Raw genomic sequence first — 14,612 nt, 5'->3', positions numbered from 1 at the left:
CAGGAACGGCTGGATCGTATGGTGCAAGCGTAGGAGCCGGATGATGGGAAACTATCAAGTCCGGTTCCGTGGGAGGGGTAGAGGACAATCCCACCGGGAACCCTCGCCCCTACCCGACGGCGTAGAGAATTTCGAGGAAATCTCCATCCGCCATTCCAAATTCGCGGCCAATCGATTCGCCCATGAGGCAGCGCCGGCGCTCGAGACCTTCGCCGACTCATCTCCGTTGACCTTCGTGCAGGGCATCCGCGCAGCACGCGAACGTATCGTCGCCCGCAAGGATGACGATCGCGAGGCGTTCCTCCGCAAGCGTGGCTTCTCCAAGTCGGACACCGCGAAGATCATCGCGACGGTGTTGGACGAGGAAGGCCATCCGGCAGCCTCGCTCTACGACTTCGTCCAGGGGATCACCGCCGTCGCGCGCGGAAAGACGCATCAGAACGATCGCCTCGAGTTCGAGGGCAAGGCGCGGAAACTGCTCGAACGCGCCAATTGAACCGAGCGGTGCCGGGCGCGCCCGGCGCCTTTTCTCCCTTTAGCTATCTGGAGGCCCAGCCATGACCGAGGTTTCGGCGACGTCGACGCGCGCGTTCCGCATATGCGTCCAATTCTTCTCCGACGGCGAATGCTTTGCCGTCGAGACCTTCATCATCGACCTTCCCGAAGGCCACGATCCCCAGGCGGCCGCCGAAGGCCTGGCCGACCATAGCGTCTACCATGACGAACGGGTGCCCGATCTCAGCCGCACGATCGAGATCACGTCGCCCGATTCAGATGATCCCGGGCCGCCGCCCGCATCCGGCGGCGGACCGACACCAGTCTGACCGCCGCGGGCGTCGGCGACAAGCCGCCATGAAGATGAGGGGGAGGGAGCGGGATCGGGCGCGTCGAAATGAGGACGCGCGACCCGAACCACGGCCCTGCCACATTCCCAGAGGAGATCAGCCTTGAACACACCAGATTCAACCCGCTCCACGCTGCCGCTCTCCCTCATCACGAAGGGGGACAACCCCCGCCGTTATTTCGATCGGAAAAAGCATGACGAGCTTGTAGCCTCGATCCGCCTCCGCGGAATCCTGCAGCCAATCCTGCTGCGACCGAAGGGCGAGGTCTATGCCATCGTCGCCGGCGAACGCCGCTACAGGGCCGGCCTCGAAGCCTACGGCCCCGAGGCGCACGTGCCTGTCATCATCCGCGAGATGACCGATCAGGAGGCCCTGGACGCCGCGATCGCTGAAAATGACGACCGCGATGATCCTTCGGAAACCGAGCAGGCCGATGCCGCCGTCCGCTACCTCGCGGCCTGCCAGAACGATCGCGCCGAGGCGGCACGGCGTCTCGGATGGTCCCGGGCCAAGCTCGATCGTCGTCTGGCGCTCGCCGAACTTTCCGACGCCGTGAAGCTCGCGCTCGACGAACGCCGGATCAAGGTCGGCCATGCCGAGCTGCTCGCCGCCATCCCCGCCGACAAGCAGGACAAGGCCCTCGAGACGATCCTCGGCTCGGGCCTCGATGTGAACAAAACGCGCGACCTCCTCATGCGCGTCACACAGAACCTCGGCGCCGCCTGTTTCGACAAGACCGAGTGCATGACCTGCCCGTTCAACTCGGCCGCCCAGCGGACTCTGTTCGAGACTCATGTCGATGACGGGCATTGCACCAATCCCGGATGCTTCGATTTGAAGACGCAAACCGCCGAAGCGATCCGCTTCGAGGAGCAGGAGCGGGCCGAAAAAGCGGCAAGGGCCGCGGCTCCACCGGCTGACGATGACGATGACGCTGGCGCTGACGAAGACGCGGAGGATGACGAGCAGGACGATGCCATCGACGAAACCGGGGCCGATTCCGAGAACCCGCAAGCTCCGTCTCCCGGCACGACCGGGGCGCACGTGTCCGCACAGGCGACCCCGACGCAGCCCCCTTCCGTGAGCGGCGTCTCGACCGCGCACAAGCCGACCGTCACTGTCAAGTCCATCGCCAGCCGTACCAGCGATCTTCGCGAAGCGACGTGGCGAACCGCGCTCGCCCGGGCGCTCGCGGCCAATGCCGCACAGGCGCATATTGCCATCCTCGTCGCAGCGATGTCCGGGACGCTCTCGCAAATCAAGGCCGAAACCCTGAAGGGACGCGCGGGCCTACTCGTCGGCGCGTCCTTCCCGGAACTTACTTACAGCGCCAAGATCGCCGAAATCCGCGCGCTGCCTGAAGGCCAAGCCGCGACCGTGCTTTCCGCGATCGGTGCCGCCTATGCCAAGGATGTGCTCACCTTCGGGCACGTCGCCGATCTCGCCCGGGCCTTCGACGTCGATCTGCGCGACGTCTGGCAGGTCGATAAGGCATTCCTGGAGCGGTACACCAAGGACGAACTCAGGTTCATCGCTCAGGAAACCGGCCTGGTCTCGCACATGGGCGAGAAAGCGTTCGCCAAGCTCCTCGGCTCCAAGAAGGCGGATCTTGTCGCCGGCATGCTCAATCGAACCGGCTTCGAATGGGCCGGGCGCCTGCCCAGCGCGATGACCCTCGACGGCCAATACGGGCCGCCCCCGGTCAGCGCCGCACCGCTCGCCCAAGCGCCGATCACCGAACTCGCTGCCTGATTTCCCGTACGCTCCAAACAAGGAAACGCGTCCATGCTGATCACGACCCTGCTCCCGCTGCTCGCGCGCTACTCGCTCGGCTTCGATCTCGTCGCCGGCCCCGACGACACCGTCACCCTCACCGTCATTCCCCGCAGGCATGAAGGCGCGGCCGACAAGCTCGAATCCGGCGAAACCCGCCCGATCTCACTCACGGCGAGCGCCGCGGACATCGACGTCGAACTCGCCAAGGGCGAGGACGGCGCACTCGGCCAGCTCATCGCGGCCCGCAAGGCACTCGCCGATCAGCTCGCCGAGCAGCGGCAGGCGGCCGACGCCGCGCGCACTGCGGCTGCCGAGGCCGCGAAGGCCAAGGCGGCGACGCCGACGCCGAAGCCCGCCACCGCCGGCGCGAAGGTTGACGCTCCCGCCAATCCGCCCGCCGACGCCACGGCCGAGGAGCCCGCCAGCCTCTGGTGATGCACCGCCGCGACCTTCTCCACGATCATCAGCCGGAGGCACCCATGCAGATCAACCACCTCACCCGCGCGTATCGTTATGACGGCATGGACCTCCCGGTCCCGCCGCATCTCGCAAACGACCCGACTGCGCTCCGCGCCTATCATGCCACGCTCTACCCGGCGATCCTCAACGCCGAGACGGTCGATGCCGGCGTGTCGGGCGCGGCTCACGTCATCGAATACAGGCGCGCCGTCGGGACCAAGGGCTGACCATGTACCGAAGGCCTGGCGAGGCCATCCCGCCCACCATCCCCAAGACGCTCCTCGAATGGATCGAGACCGACGATGGCGACACGACCAGCTTCACCTATCCTGCCTGCACCCCGCAGGCCCAGGCCCTTCACGCGCGGATCGTCCACGACCCGAACGACGGCAAGGGCGACGCCCGCGAGCCGCTCCAGCCCCCTGCAGGTCTTCCCCTTCCGCCCTTGGGCTGAGCTTGCAGGACGCACCGTCGCGCTCTCAACCGACATCCCAACCATCTTCGATGCCCCGCTCGCGCCGCATCACAAGCTCATCGGTCGATGGGTCGTGTCGCGGGAGAACTCGACGCCATCCTATACGCGTGTGGCGGCCCGCCGGTACATCGAGCGCACTTTCGACGCCGCGGTGCTCGAAATTCTGGCTCCCGTCGAACTCGTCGATCTACGCGTCGCCGTTCTTCACAGCGAGGAGGATGGACCCTCCGCGATCGCCATCGTCTGCGAGAGCATGGGGCAACTCGACCTTGGCTGGATCGAGACCAGCGATGCCCCCATCGGCTGGCGCGCTGCCGCATATAGGGCGCTCGAGCACACCCTCGGCCGAGCGCTTCCCGTCTTCGGCTACCAGGATCTCTTCGACGAGATCGCGATGTATTACTGGGAAGGCGCAACCGACGACGAAGCCGCCCGGCAGTGCCTGATCGCATATCACGGCGCGGACGAGGACGATCTCGACGGGATGACGCTGCCATCCGAGATGAACGCGCGGCGGCCAGACTGGATGATCGCGGCGAATGCGGCGCCCTCTGCGCGGCTGCCGGCGGCTCTCCGCCGAAAGCTCGCCGACCTCCGCAAAGCGCACCAGGCCCTCGGATCCCTGACGCCCGCACGCAACGCCTGGCACTTCGACTTCCAGGTCGCCTCCGAATATCTTCCCGGTATCGAGGAATGCGCCTCATTGCCGCCGTTGACCCTCGTTCCCTTCGACCAGTTCACGCGCGAGCTCGACGACGTCGGGCGCCAGGGCATGGAAATGGGCTTCTTGGACCTCGCCGGCATCTGCCCGCTGCCCGACGCAAGCCGTATCGACGACTGGTTCGTCTCGCTGCGGCTCGGCGCGCAATTCCTTCTCGCAGCCCAGGACCTCGTCCAGTTCGACCCACCCAAACCTCGAGGCTCTCATGTCCGACCATAGCACCCAGTTCGAGGCCAGCGGCGGTGGCCTGGTCCTGACCAATGCCATCCTGCTCTACAGGAACCAGGCACCACGCAATCTCAAGCCCTACGGCGCCTCCTCCGAGAGCGGTCCGGCGTTCGCCAGCATTCACGCGGTCGAGCACGATGGCGACGGCCAGCCGACGATCGCCGCGGGCGTGCCGCTGTCACGCGCGCATCTGCGCCAATGGACCGAGGCGCTCGGCCGCACCGTCGTGCCCGAAATCCTGCCGGAAAATATCCTGGTCGCTCATCCCGACATGCTCGCCTGGTGGAGCCCCGCACAAGTGCGCCCGGCCTATTTCGCCCTGTCGGCTCCTCCCGCGGGCCTCAGGGCGTTATCCGCTCGAACAACCCTGCCGGTCCCGTATCCCGCACATCTGTTCATCGCCACACGGTCGGGTCTCGGCGTCTACGCTCTGGCGGCAAACGAGCGTCCGAACGCCGCTACGCCAGTCCTGCACTCCCCGGTCCTCAATGTCTTCGTCAACGGGCGCCTCTGCTGGGGCAACATCCCGAAGCCCAAAGCACTCAGCGCCGCATCCATCCCGGCCTATGAGAGCGCGGTGTTCGACTCCTGGTCGACCCACCCCAATCCGGGGCAGGAGCTGACGGTCAGCTGCAAAGGCGGCCTCGTCCGGCTATGGGATGACCTTGCCGCACGCCGGGCGACCCGCTTTCCGGTCAGCCGTCTCAAGCCGTTCGGTTCGCGTGGTGGACGGCAGAATCGGTCACAGGCGAAAGACGCAGTCGCGGCCAAGATAACCGTGGCAAGTCTCATTTCCATGAGCGCACGGGTATGACGATGCTCGCCGATGATCCGACCGCAGCCGCGGTGCTCGCCGCCGTGCCCTGCCATCCGGTCCCGCCGCTTGGGAAATCGTCCGCCCTCGAAGCGCTTCGCAGCGCCCGGTCCGGCCACGGCCTTGCCGTAGGAGCCGACGGCGTGATGCTCATCCTCCGCCGCCCCTGGCTCGCGCTCGATGTGCCTATCACGCCGCCGATCGCCGCCTATCTTCCCTATGGTAGCATCGGCGCGCCGAGGGCCGACCTGCGCTGCGGCCTTATCCCACGCGAGCATCTCGACGCGATCCTCGACCACTTCCGCGCGGCGCTGCCCAACGAGGCCGCAGCGTTCGTGCTCTGGAACGAGGCGACGGGGGCGTTCACGGTAAATCTGCCGGACATCGACGAGGCCTCGCCCTCCCGCCTCGTGTACCGCACACCGGCCTTGCCGGCCGACTGGCACATGGTCTGCGATATCCATAGCCATGGTCGTGGCTCGTCATTCTTCAGCACGACCGACAATGCCGACGACGCCCATGCGACCAAGATATCGCTCGTTTTCGGCCGGCTCGACCAGCCCGACGGTCCGATAATGGCATCCCGCCTCTGCGCCGGCGGCATGTTCCTGCCCCTGCCGCGCAGCCCATTTGCAGGAGAGTCCCATGCAAACTGAGACCAGGCAGCGCCACTATCTGCCCGCCACCTTCGACAATCGCTCAATCCGCATCCTGCTGGTCGGTTGCGGCGGAAATGGCGGGCAAATGCTGATGGGTCTCGCCTCACTCGATACGGCGCTGCGCGCGATCTCCTCGCGTTCGCTCGACGTCACTGTGGTCGACGACGATATCGTCACCGAGGCGAATCTCGGCCGCCAGCCATTCTACCGGTGCGACATCGGCAACTCAAAGGTGCGCACACTCGCCGAACGGATCAACCTCGCGCACGGACTTGACTGGAGGGCGGTTCATGGCCGCGCGCCTGGTGCAATAGGGCTCGAAGGCATCGATCTCCTGATCAGTTGTGTCGATACCGCCTCCGCACGGCGAGCGCTTGGCACAGCGATCGCGAATGGCAAGGCGACGCCTGCTTACTGGATGGATCTCGGAAACCGCGCCAGCGACGGGCAATTTCTGATCGGCTGTCCGTCGCGCACCGACGAACAATCCGGCCGACTTTCCACCGTGCTCGAGGCCTTTCCGGAACTTGCCGACGAGAGCGTGGCCGACGACGATGCACCGTCCTGCTCGGTTGCAGAGGCGCTCGAACGCCAGTCCCTGTTCGTCAACCGGGTCCTCGCCAGCCACGCGCTGGCGCTGTTATTCGATCTTCTCGGACGCGGTTCCATCGGCCACGCCGGTGCCTTCCTCAATCTGGCTAGCGGTCAAGCCGTCCCAATCCCGCTGCCCTCGGTCGAACCTCCAAACCCTCGCGCCGATCAATGATGGCTCAAGAGAGGGAAGGGGGGCGCAGACGGTGATCATCCAGGAGATCGCCCGATGCTCACCACCCGCACGCAGCGGTGGCGCGACCGCCGCTGCCGCTGGATCCCGAATGCCAGCGAAATCGATCCCGCGCGCCTTTCCGTCGACGTCATCGACACGCGCTTGCACGCGGCACCTTTCGTCAAAGCGCACCATTATGCCGCATCCATGCCCGTCGCTCGCCTCTCGATTGGCCTTTTCGCCAATGGCAAGGGTGGCCGATCGGAGCTTGTCGGGGTCTGCGTCTTCTCGCACCCGGTGAACAATGCGAGCGTCCCCAAGACGGCAGGGCTGTCCAATCCTCGCACCGCCTGTGATCTCGGCCGGCTCGTGATCGACCAAAGTCAGGGCGGCAACGCTGAATCTTTCCTCGTATCCCGCGCTTTCCGCATCCTGCGCCGCGAGAAACCGGAGATTCTTTCCGTCATATCCTACGCCGACCCCGTCCGGAGAATTGACGAGGGCGGGCACGTGTTCCTGCCGGGTCATGTGGGTGGACTCTATGCGGTCATGGGAAGCCGATACGTCGGGCGCTCAAGCCCGCGCACCGATCTCATCCTGCCGAACGGCCGCCCAATCTCCTCGCGCGCGGTCTCCAAGATCCGCAACGCGGAATGCGGACAGCGCTACGCCATGGACGATCTTGTTCGCGCCGGCGCCAGACCACCAGGATTTGACGAAGATCGCGCCGCTTGGCTCACCGATCTTGAACGGACCGGGTTCCTTCGCCGACAGCGCCATCCCGGCTGCCACGCCTATCTCTTCCCACTGACCCGCGCGGCGAAGCTCGCGGCGCGCAAGGTGCCCGATTTGGCATATCCTGTCCTCGATCGGCGCGCGCTCGAAGGCGACGTGACGCTTCCTCCGCTTTTTGCCGAGACTGCCTGACCTCAGCCGAGCACCGCCCGTGGCCGAAATCGGCGATTGCTCGCCCGATACGATGAGGAACTACCATGACCGACACGTCGAAACGCGATCTCGCCCGGTTGCTGGCGCGCGTGCGTCGCGCCATCGAAGACCCCGCCAGCCTTGTCGAGCACGACCGCGCGGCCCTGTTGGGAGCACTGACCAGCGCCGAAACCCACGTCGCTGGATCGCCAATGCCTTGGTCGCTGGAGATTCACATCGCCTCGGTCGAACATCGGCATGGCCTGAATCACTATGTCGCGCTGACGCGAGCGGGGCTTATGGCCGAAGTCGCAGCCTATTGCCGCGAGGGCTGGACCGAAATCAGTGACCCTCGCGATCCCGCCACGCTCGACGACGAAGCCGTCGCCAGCGTCTATTTCGATATCCATGAAAACGAGCATCTCTCGACCGATCGGATCGAACTCGGCGCATCGCCTCCAGTGGCCGGGTACCTTCTCGAAACCGGCTGGTATTGCGTCCTCGCCACCGCGCATCTTTCAACATCGACCGCCGATCTGCTCGACCATTGGTGTTCGAAAGAGGCAACCGATCGTCCGCTCAATATCGCCAGCAGCATTTATGGCTGGTTCGTGCCGACCCGGCAGATCGATCCCGGGACGCAAGACCAACTCCCCGCCGAACTGCTTGCCGCCATTCGCTTTGGCCGGGAACGCGGTTTCGACCACATTCTCTTTGATTGTGACGCCGGCACCGCTGACGGGCTACCGGTTCACAGCTGGTAGGAACGTTGGTGAGATCGCCAGCTGCAGATTGCGCCCCGCCTGACGCAGCTTCAAATCTCCGTCCTCAGATATCAATCTTGCTCGCGGCTGCTGAGCAATCGGAGCCGGTCCGCGGCAATTTCAGCGACGTTGGCCTGGATCACATGGCCCCGAGCACGGAGAACCTCTCCAAGATCACGAACGATGATGATCAGATCGCCGGTTGAAATATCGGCATCCAGATGGCGCAGGAGCAATTTTTCTTCCTCGTCCAACTCACGCATTGCAGCCTCGCTCCATCGCGATCCTCGCAGGCTGATGGGCTCAGCGTGCCGTAGTCGATCCAGCCGACGCTGAGTCGGCGGACCCATCATAGCATCTGGTCGACCCTGCGTGCGTGTCGGAATCGGCCGATCCCAAAGACCGCAATCGACCCGAAGGGGAGCGGGAGGTGTGGGATGCTCCTCAGAACAGGTGCGCCTGGAGTTTCCATCATGAAAATCGAACTGCGCAATATCACCTACAGCGCCGCGCTCTCGCAGGAGACGAGTGCCTTCACGGCCGACATTTGGATCGATGGCAAGCTCGCCTTCCACGCCCGTAACCAGGGCCATGGCGGAGGCGATTTCTACCATCAGGTCGGACGATGGACCGAATCGGAGGTGAACGCGTGGCTCAAGACCAATCGTCCAGTGCGCATGGTCCATGGGCACACTTTCGAACCCGATCTTGAGACCGAGGTTGGGAATCTCCTTGCCCATGAGCTCGAATATCGTCGTCTGAAGCGCCTGTTGCGCACGAACCTCGTGACGATCGAGCGCGGCCAGGTCTTTCAATACCCGCTGCGCAAACGGCCACTCGCCATCGTCACCCGCGCGGTCATCGCAACCAATCCCGACGCGGTCATCATCAATGGCGCGGACGACGCTGTCCTGCGCCAGGCGGTCGATATTCTGGTCGCCGTCGCCTGACCAACCACATCGGAACGCGAAATGAGCACCGCCATGATCGCCGTCCGCCACATGGACGTCGCAGAACCCGACGTCGCTACCGATGCGACGATCTTCGATGCGGTCCGCCGCAATGCTTGGTTCGTCTTCAATCTCTCCGGAGGCAAGGACTCGACGGCGACAAGCCATGCCGCGATGGCCTGGCTCGACCGTCACGGCCATCCCCGCACCCGACGTATCGCCGTCCACGCCGACCTGGGAAAAGCAGAGTGGCGATCGACGCCGTCCTTCGTCGAAGGGGTTGCGCAGCAACTGGGCCTCCCGCTCCTCATCCTACGCCGGCGCGCGGGCGACATGGTCGACCGATGGGAGCAACGCTTCGCGTCCGGCAAAAACCGGTACGAAGCGCTTTCGACGTACAATCTCATCGGACCATGGTCCTCGGCCTCGCTCAGATTTTGCACCAGCGAACTGAAAATACAGGTGATCGGTCCCGCGCTCGCCCGGCGCTACAAAGGCGAGACGATCGTCTCCGCCATCGGCGTGCGCCGAGACGAAAGCCCGAGCCGGCGCGCCACGCCCGTGTCGCGATCCGACGAGCGGTTCGCCAGGGTCGGGAATGCCGCTGGCACCCGAATGCTCAGCTGGCACCCCGGAGTCGACTGGTCCGCGACCGAAGTCTTCGCCTATCACGCACGACACAATCTTCCGCTGCACGACGCCTATTGTCGCTACCAATCGACCCGATTGTCCTGTGCCTTTTGCGTTCTGGCATCCGCGCACGACCTCCACGCAGCGACGCAGGCGACCGACAATCTCGATCTTTATCGCCATCTTGTCGCCATGGAGGCGGACTCGACCTTTTCCTTCCAGCCGCAACGCTGGCTAGCCGACGCCGCGCCGCATTTGCTTCCGCTGTCGCTCGCGACGCACGTCGAGCACGCCAAACGAGATGCGGTGGAACGGCGACGGATCGAACACGCCATGCGGCCTGGCCTAAGGTTCGTCAAAGGTTGGCCGCCGCGGCTGCCGTCGCTGACGGAAGCCACCATGATTGCCGCCGCTCGCGCGCCGATATTGGCACGCCACGGTCTTGACGACCGCTATCCCAACGCCCTGGCGGTTCAGCGACGCTTTGCCGAACTCCTCCACGCCAAGGAGACGCGAACACACTAACCGTCACGTATCGGCGGCCAGCCGTCGGCCAGGAGGAAAGGGGGCGTGGCATGGACGGCGCGACGATGCGCTTTGCAGTCGGAGACCCCCATGTCTTATGATGTCGCCTTCCGCTTCAACCAGGCGCTCGATCCTTCCGCGCTGACCACGCTGCAGGCCTGCCTGCACGCACTGACCGCCGCGATCGATGATTGCCGCAATGCCGGCAAACCCCGGGACAGCGATCCTGCGGTCCTGCTACTTGCCCGCCATCTTGGCACCGTTGCTGAAGGCATCGGGCCTGGCGGTATGCAACTGCGCCGCGCCTGCATGGACTCCATCGCCGAATTGAAGCGCCATCCCGCCCTCGTCGCCCTTGCCTATAAGGGTGTCGCCTACGATGCGCCGGCCAAGAAACTGTTTCACAGCGACGGCCGCGAGGCAATGAAACGTCTTGCCGAGGCGCTCGGGCTCGCCCGGGACAGCTATGATGTTCGCTCAAACCATGGCGGCATCGCCGTCAGTGGCGACGTGATGCTGCAGGGCGCCGAACTACATGTTCGCCTGAGCCTTGGCTGTATGGGTCCCGGGCAGGAGGTCCTGTTCCGGCGCGTTGCCGGACGCCATGATCATATCGGCGACCGCAATCACTGGGCCTCGGCCCACGAGTTCGTCCAGCCGGACCGGTTCGCCGCGCGCATTCGACGCGAACTGCACCTTTCCGCGCCATCGGCTGAGCCTGCCCGCCTCTTCGCCTGAAGAGCACGCGCGCTGTATTCAATGCCCATGCAATTTTCACCTGGAGGATATCATGACCAAGATTACCATACGCTGCAGCAATTGCGGCGGCGAAAATGTCATGCGCGACGCGTGGGCGACCTGGGACGACATCGCCCAGGCCTGGGTCTTGGGGAATGTCTTTGACGCTGCCTTCTGCGATGATTGCGAAACCGACGCGACAATCGTCGAACGTCCGATCAACGATGTACCTGAAGCTCCGCGCTGCAGCTGAGCGGTCGCATTGGGGTCCGTTTCATCAATATCACCGCCTTGCGGGCTATTGCCGCCGATGACCCTCGTGAACACAGCGGCGCCACGCGACGTCCAGCGCCAGTCCGCTCCGCCTGATAACCCGGATCGGCTCAATCACGGCGATGGGAGGAAGGAGGCGATCGTCGGGGGAGACGGCGGAATCGGTCCGTTGTCCAACTGGAGCGCGCCCATGACCCTCCCAACCACCATCCAGACCGGCGTCGGCCAATCTTTGGTCCACAAGGTTTCAAGGCTGTTCAACGGAAGCCTGTCCGATGTCCTGACCGAGCTATTGCAGAACGCCCGTCGTGCCGGCGCCAGCCGTATCGACATCGACACCTACGACCTCGCCGGCCATCCGACGCTCATTGTTCGCGACGACGGTTCGGGGATCGACGATCCCACCAAACTCGTGACGCTCGGTGACTCCGGCTGGAATAGCGCCATCGCTGATCGCGAGGACCCAGCCGGCATGGGCGTTTTCAGCCTGGCTGGCCACCGCGTCGAGGTCAGATCTTTTTCGGCATCAGCGGGGCACGGCTGGCGCGTCGTGATCACACCAGATGCCTGGCAAACCGGCTCGCCGCTCACGATTGAACCCTTCGAGATCGTCATGGGCACCGAAATTCTGATCGATCTGCCGGAGAACTGGGAAACCACGCTGGACCATGCCGTCGCGCATTGCTCCCTGCATTGTCCAATCCCCGTGTTCCTGCGCGGCCACGCGCAGCCCCGCGCCGATTTTCTTGCAGAGGCGATCTATGCCGAAGATTGCGATGGATGCCGCATCGGCGTGTTCCGCGGGCTCGGCAATCGACCACTGGATTGCCCGCGCATCAATTTTCATGGCCTGACGGTTGGTTGTGACTTCCCCATCGTCTCCGAGGTCGATCATCACGAACCGTGGAGCGTGAAAGTCGACATCCTCGATGCGCCAGCACTCCAGCTCGTGCTTCCGGCACGCAAGGAAATGGTGCAGAACGAAGCGCTTGTTGCGCTCAAGATTGCGGCAGAACGTGCGATCTTCCGTGCCTTCGCCAGTCGTGACGGCCACCGATTATCCTATGAAACATGGCGCCGCGCGGATGAACTCGGCATCGAACTGCCCGAGGCAGACGCCTGGCTCAACGCCTGGGAGCCACAGACTGCCGACGGCCACGGCATCCCCTCGGGCGAACGCGTCGCCAACGAGCCCATGGTGCTTTTGGACAGCTACGACCCCGATATCGATCAGGGCGCAGCGCAGGCTCTTGCATTCGGCAGACCGCTTGGTCGCCGACCCGTGCGAGCGATGAACGCTCTGGCGGGCTATCGCTGGTATGACGCGTTACCGCGGGTCACCGATATCGCCTTCACCATCGGCACCGAGGGTCGGTCGGTGCGCTACGCCGACGAAGATGTGCTGCCCGCTGACGTCGCGTCCGGTCGCGTCGAGGCGATCACGCTGGATATCACCATCGAACTACCCGACGCCCCCTGCAATAACGAACGGCACAGCCTTCCGTTGGAGGCGCTGGTCTGCCGGAACGACGGCTATGGCAGTCTTGACGAAGCGGTCATCCTGGTCAGCCGGTCCGCTACGATCACCCCCGGCACGCTGGCCTGGCTGATCGAGGCATCTTGCTTCAGCTATGACGAGGACCATGACAGCGACAGCTGGGATACCCAGCATCGCGCGTTCGAGAAGACCGCCCGTCAGATCGCCTGCGAGATACTCCTCGGCGAAGAACAGGCACTCCTCGAACGCATCCGCGATGCAATCGAGGACGAGGTCATGTGGCTCATCCCCGATGGCAGGTCGATCAATTTGATCGCCGGCGCTGGCACCATGACGCTGTCGATCGTCCCCCGAGAAACCACCGGCTGACGCGGCGACCCCTTTGCACTCGGCCACGAGCGGCCACCACACGCGATTCCAACACATCTCACCATGGAGGGGCTATGCGCCGCGTCCATAGCTGCATCTGCTCTACCGCCCATCTGCCGGTTCAAGAACGCATCGCGATCGACGCACTGATCGCCCGGTCGCCGCGACGCCGGGGGCGGATAATCGTTGAGCATACCGATCTGTCGATCGAGCCACACCAATATGGCTTCTTCGTCCATCTCGGCGTCCTTGATGACCATCTCGAGCGGCCGGACACGCTGTCGCCGGAACTCTGGCGATTGCTCGCGCATGCCCACGATGCCGGCGCCACCTGGATCTCTTTCGACTGCGACGAGCCGCCCTCCAGTGAATTTCCGACCTTCGACGATGACTCCCGCCGAACCCCTTGCGGCACCTTCGATCAACCTCTCCGCAAACAGGGACGCGACGATGCGTGAACGATCAATGCCTTCTCACGCATCGCGTGACGAAAATGCCAACCCGCACGCGCTCACAACTTTCGAAATCGCGTTGAGCGACGAGGAATTGCTGATCGCGGCCATCCTCGAATTCGATCCCGACGCCGACCCATGCCCGGCGCGCAACGACCTTCAAACCGATCAGCCACCGATGCACGCCATATCCGGCGCTGCCTTCTCACTGCGCACCTGGGAGAAACTAGCCGACCGCCATTTTGCGCCTTCGCCAACGTTGGACGCGCCGCAACCGCTCCAGCGGTTTCTCGCATGGCGCGCCCGTTACCCGAACGCCTGACCGTTCTACGAGATTCGCCACAGGAGCCGACCATGTCCGCGCTGTCCCCCCTACGTCACAGACTGACCAGTTTCGAGCGATGCTATGCGGTGGCCACGCAGCTGCGGCGCGAAACCCAGATCAACCAGTTCGTCATTCGCACCGGCATGCCCCTGCAGCCCTTTCGCGTGACCGCGCGGCGACCCGCCGATGAGGACCAGATACTGGCATGGGTGGCATGAGCGACCGCGCCCCTGGCTTGAGCCGGAACCAGCCCGTCGTGGCGGCCTGGGGCATGGGCCTCGATTCTACGGCACTCTCTGTGGAGAATCGATAAGCTCATATGACGTTGACGGTTGCAGGCGGCGTCCGGCGACCGTCGAGAACCATTAATCTCATTCGCAGAATCGGTTCTCGATTCGCCGGTGGCCTCCGAGAATCG

The 14,612-nt window shown here is 64.3% G+C and carries 20 protein-coding genes and 1 pseudogene; 20 read left to right on the top strand and 1 reads right to left on the bottom strand.

Going from position 1 to position 14,612, the window contains the following annotated elements; translation table 11 throughout:
* The 12 genes and pseudogenes from D0Z70_RS23585 to D0Z70_RS25590 form a co-directional block, all read left to right on the top strand.
* A pseudogene (locus D0Z70_RS23585) lies at positions 1-496 on the top strand (hypothetical protein); the annotation flags it as partial.
* Positions 497-557: 61 nt separating this feature from the next.
* A complete protein-coding gene (locus D0Z70_RS23580; RefSeq protein ID WP_119750572.1) occupies positions 558-824 on the top strand; it encodes a hypothetical protein in 267 nt (88 codons plus the stop codon).
* A 123-nt stretch (positions 825-947) separates the two neighbouring features.
* Positions 948-2,597 (top strand): PRTRC system ParB family protein, encoded by a 1,650-nt coding sequence (locus D0Z70_RS23575; protein ID WP_119750570.1) that lies wholly within the window; start codon positions 948-950, stop codon positions 2,595-2,597.
* 33 nt (positions 2,598-2,630) lie between these two features.
* Positions 2,631-3,056, top strand: a complete 426-nt coding sequence (locus D0Z70_RS23570) for a PRTRC system protein E (RefSeq protein WP_119750568.1) — start codon at positions 2,631-2,633, stop codon at positions 3,054-3,056.
* A gap of 44 nt (positions 3,057-3,100) precedes the next feature.
* A complete protein-coding gene (locus D0Z70_RS23565; RefSeq protein ID WP_119750566.1) occupies positions 3,101-3,307 on the top strand; it encodes a PRTRC system protein C in 207 nt (68 codons plus the stop codon).
* Positions 3,308-3,309: 2 nt separating this feature from the next.
* Entirely contained in the window at positions 3,310-3,534 is a 225-nt protein-coding gene (locus D0Z70_RS23560; protein ID WP_119750564.1) for a hypothetical protein, read from the top strand.
* Positions 3,535-3,628: 94 nt separating this feature from the next.
* Complete coding sequence (locus D0Z70_RS23555; protein WP_239019114.1) at positions 3,629-4,495, top strand: hypothetical protein; 867 nt, start codon at positions 3,629-3,631, stop codon at positions 4,493-4,495.
* Complete coding sequence (locus D0Z70_RS23550) at positions 4,482-5,318, top strand: PRTRC system protein B (protein WP_119750562.1); 837 nt, start codon at positions 4,482-4,484, stop codon at positions 5,316-5,318. The genes D0Z70_RS23555 and D0Z70_RS23550 overlap by 14 nt, the downstream gene beginning before the upstream one ends.
* Positions 5,315-5,974: a PRTRC system protein A gene (locus tag D0Z70_RS23545; RefSeq protein WP_182914098.1), complete on the top strand. Its 660-nt coding sequence runs from the start codon at positions 5,315-5,317 to the stop codon at positions 5,972-5,974. Before D0Z70_RS23550 ends, D0Z70_RS23545 begins: the two co-directional genes overlap by 4 nt.
* Entirely contained in the window at positions 5,964-6,743 is a 780-nt protein-coding gene (locus tag D0Z70_RS23540; protein ID WP_119750560.1) for a PRTRC system ThiF family protein, read from the top strand. The genes D0Z70_RS23545 and D0Z70_RS23540 overlap by 11 nt, the downstream gene beginning before the upstream one ends.
* Before the next feature lie 54 nt (positions 6,744-6,797).
* Positions 6,798-7,670: a Mom family adenine methylcarbamoylation protein gene (locus tag D0Z70_RS23535; RefSeq protein WP_119750558.1), complete on the top strand. Its 873-nt coding sequence runs from the start codon at positions 6,798-6,800 to the stop codon at positions 7,668-7,670.
* Positions 7,671-7,735: 65 nt separating this feature from the next.
* Positions 7,736-8,434, top strand: coding sequence for a DUF5983 family protein (locus tag D0Z70_RS25590; protein ID WP_239019113.1), 699 nt, complete (start codon positions 7,736-7,738; stop codon positions 8,432-8,434).
* Between the two features lie 71 nt (positions 8,435-8,505).
* Here D0Z70_RS25590 and D0Z70_RS23525 read toward each other — a convergent pair whose 3' ends face one another.
* Positions 8,506-8,697 carry a hypothetical protein gene (locus D0Z70_RS23525; protein ID WP_119750556.1) on the bottom strand — a complete coding sequence of 64 codons (192 nt, stop codon included), beginning with the start codon at positions 8,695-8,697 and terminating at the stop codon, positions 8,506-8,508.
* Positions 8,698-8,907: 210 nt separating this feature from the next.
* Here D0Z70_RS23525 and D0Z70_RS23520 point away from each other — a divergent pair, with 210 nt between their 5' ends.
* The 8 genes from D0Z70_RS23520 (at position 8,908) to D0Z70_RS23485 (ending at position 14,412) form a co-directional block, all read left to right on the top strand.
* Positions 8,908-9,384, top strand: coding sequence for a hypothetical protein (locus D0Z70_RS23520; RefSeq protein WP_119750554.1), 477 nt, complete (start codon positions 8,908-8,910; stop codon positions 9,382-9,384).
* Between the two features lie 21 nt (positions 9,385-9,405).
* Positions 9,406-10,539, top strand: coding sequence for a phosphoadenosine phosphosulfate reductase domain-containing protein (locus tag D0Z70_RS23515; RefSeq protein ID WP_119750552.1), 1,134 nt, complete (start codon positions 9,406-9,408; stop codon positions 10,537-10,539).
* A gap of 90 nt (positions 10,540-10,629) precedes the next feature.
* Positions 10,630-11,277: a hypothetical protein gene (locus D0Z70_RS23510; protein WP_119750549.1), complete on the top strand. Its 648-nt coding sequence runs from the start codon at positions 10,630-10,632 to the stop codon at positions 11,275-11,277.
* A 52-nt stretch (positions 11,278-11,329) separates the two neighbouring features.
* On the top strand, positions 11,330-11,530 hold the full coding sequence (locus D0Z70_RS23505; RefSeq protein WP_119750547.1) for a hypothetical protein: 201 nt from the start codon (positions 11,330-11,332) through the stop codon (positions 11,528-11,530).
* Between the two features lie 57 nt (positions 11,531-11,587).
* Positions 11,588-13,417: an ATP-binding protein gene (locus D0Z70_RS23500; protein WP_239019112.1), complete on the top strand. Its 1,830-nt coding sequence runs from the start codon at positions 11,588-11,590 to the stop codon at positions 13,415-13,417.
* 74 nt (positions 13,418-13,491) lie between these two features.
* On the top strand, positions 13,492-13,875 hold the full coding sequence (locus D0Z70_RS23495) for a DUF5983 family protein (protein WP_119750545.1): 384 nt from the start codon (positions 13,492-13,494) through the stop codon (positions 13,873-13,875).
* Positions 13,868-14,191 carry a hypothetical protein gene (locus tag D0Z70_RS23490; protein WP_147418832.1) on the top strand — a complete coding sequence of 108 codons (324 nt, stop codon included), beginning with the start codon at positions 13,868-13,870 and terminating at the stop codon, positions 14,189-14,191. Before D0Z70_RS23495 ends, D0Z70_RS23490 begins: the two co-directional genes overlap by 8 nt.
* Positions 14,192-14,223: 32 nt before the next feature.
* A complete protein-coding gene (locus D0Z70_RS23485; protein ID WP_119750541.1) occupies positions 14,224-14,412 on the top strand; it encodes a hypothetical protein in 189 nt (62 codons plus the stop codon).
* The last annotated feature ends 200 nt before the right edge of the window (positions 14,413-14,612 follow it).

It is taken from the genome of Sphingobium terrigena, from assembly GCF_003591655.1.
GTDB classification, from domain to species: domain Bacteria; phylum Pseudomonadota; class Alphaproteobacteria; order Sphingomonadales; family Sphingomonadaceae; genus Sphingobium; species Sphingobium terrigena.
This window is presented reverse-complemented; position numbering and strand designations above follow the sequence as displayed.

Coding starts and splice junctions, on each gene's coding strand:
- D0Z70_RS23500 (WP_239019112.1), top strand. CDS start 11,588: ATGACCCTCGTGAACACAGCGGCGCCACGCGACGTCCAGCGCCAGTCC.
- D0Z70_RS23570 (WP_119750568.1), top strand. CDS start 2,631: ATGCTGATCACGACCCTGCTCCCGCTGCTCGCGCGCTACTCGCTCGGC.
- D0Z70_RS23485 (WP_119750541.1), top strand. CDS start 14,224: ATGTCCGCGCTGTCCCCCCTACGTCACAGACTGACCAGTTTCGAGCGA.
- D0Z70_RS23515 (WP_119750552.1), top strand. CDS start 9,406: ATGAGCACCGCCATGATCGCCGTCCGCCACATGGACGTCGCAGAACCC.
- D0Z70_RS23490 (WP_147418832.1), top strand. CDS start 13,868: ATGCGTGAACGATCAATGCCTTCTCACGCATCGCGTGACGAAAATGCC.
- D0Z70_RS25590 (WP_239019113.1), top strand. CDS start 7,736: ATGACCGACACGTCGAAACGCGATCTCGCCCGGTTGCTGGCGCGCGTG.
- D0Z70_RS23540 (WP_119750560.1), top strand. CDS start 5,964: ATGCAAACTGAGACCAGGCAGCGCCACTATCTGCCCGCCACCTTCGAC.
- D0Z70_RS23520 (WP_119750554.1), top strand. CDS start 8,908: ATGAAAATCGAACTGCGCAATATCACCTACAGCGCCGCGCTCTCGCAG.
- D0Z70_RS23495 (WP_119750545.1), top strand. CDS start 13,492: ATGCGCCGCGTCCATAGCTGCATCTGCTCTACCGCCCATCTGCCGGTT.
- D0Z70_RS23580 (WP_119750572.1), top strand. CDS start 558: ATGACCGAGGTTTCGGCGACGTCGACGCGCGCGTTCCGCATATGCGTC.
- D0Z70_RS23535 (WP_119750558.1), top strand. CDS start 6,798: ATGCTCACCACCCGCACGCAGCGGTGGCGCGACCGCCGCTGCCGCTGG.
- D0Z70_RS23550 (WP_119750562.1), top strand. CDS start 4,482: ATGTCCGACCATAGCACCCAGTTCGAGGCCAGCGGCGGTGGCCTGGTC.
- D0Z70_RS23505 (WP_119750547.1), top strand. CDS start 11,330: ATGACCAAGATTACCATACGCTGCAGCAATTGCGGCGGCGAAAATGTC.
- D0Z70_RS23545 (WP_182914098.1), top strand. CDS start 5,315: ATGACGATGCTCGCCGATGATCCGACCGCAGCCGCGGTGCTCGCCGCC.
- D0Z70_RS23510 (WP_119750549.1), top strand. CDS start 10,630: ATGTCTTATGATGTCGCCTTCCGCTTCAACCAGGCGCTCGATCCTTCC.
- D0Z70_RS23525 (WP_119750556.1), bottom strand. CDS start 8,697: ATGCGTGAGTTGGACGAGGAAGAAAAATTGCTCCTGCGCCATCTGGAT.
- D0Z70_RS23565 (WP_119750566.1), top strand. CDS start 3,101: ATGCAGATCAACCACCTCACCCGCGCGTATCGTTATGACGGCATGGAC.
- D0Z70_RS23560 (WP_119750564.1), top strand. CDS start 3,310: ATGTACCGAAGGCCTGGCGAGGCCATCCCGCCCACCATCCCCAAGACG.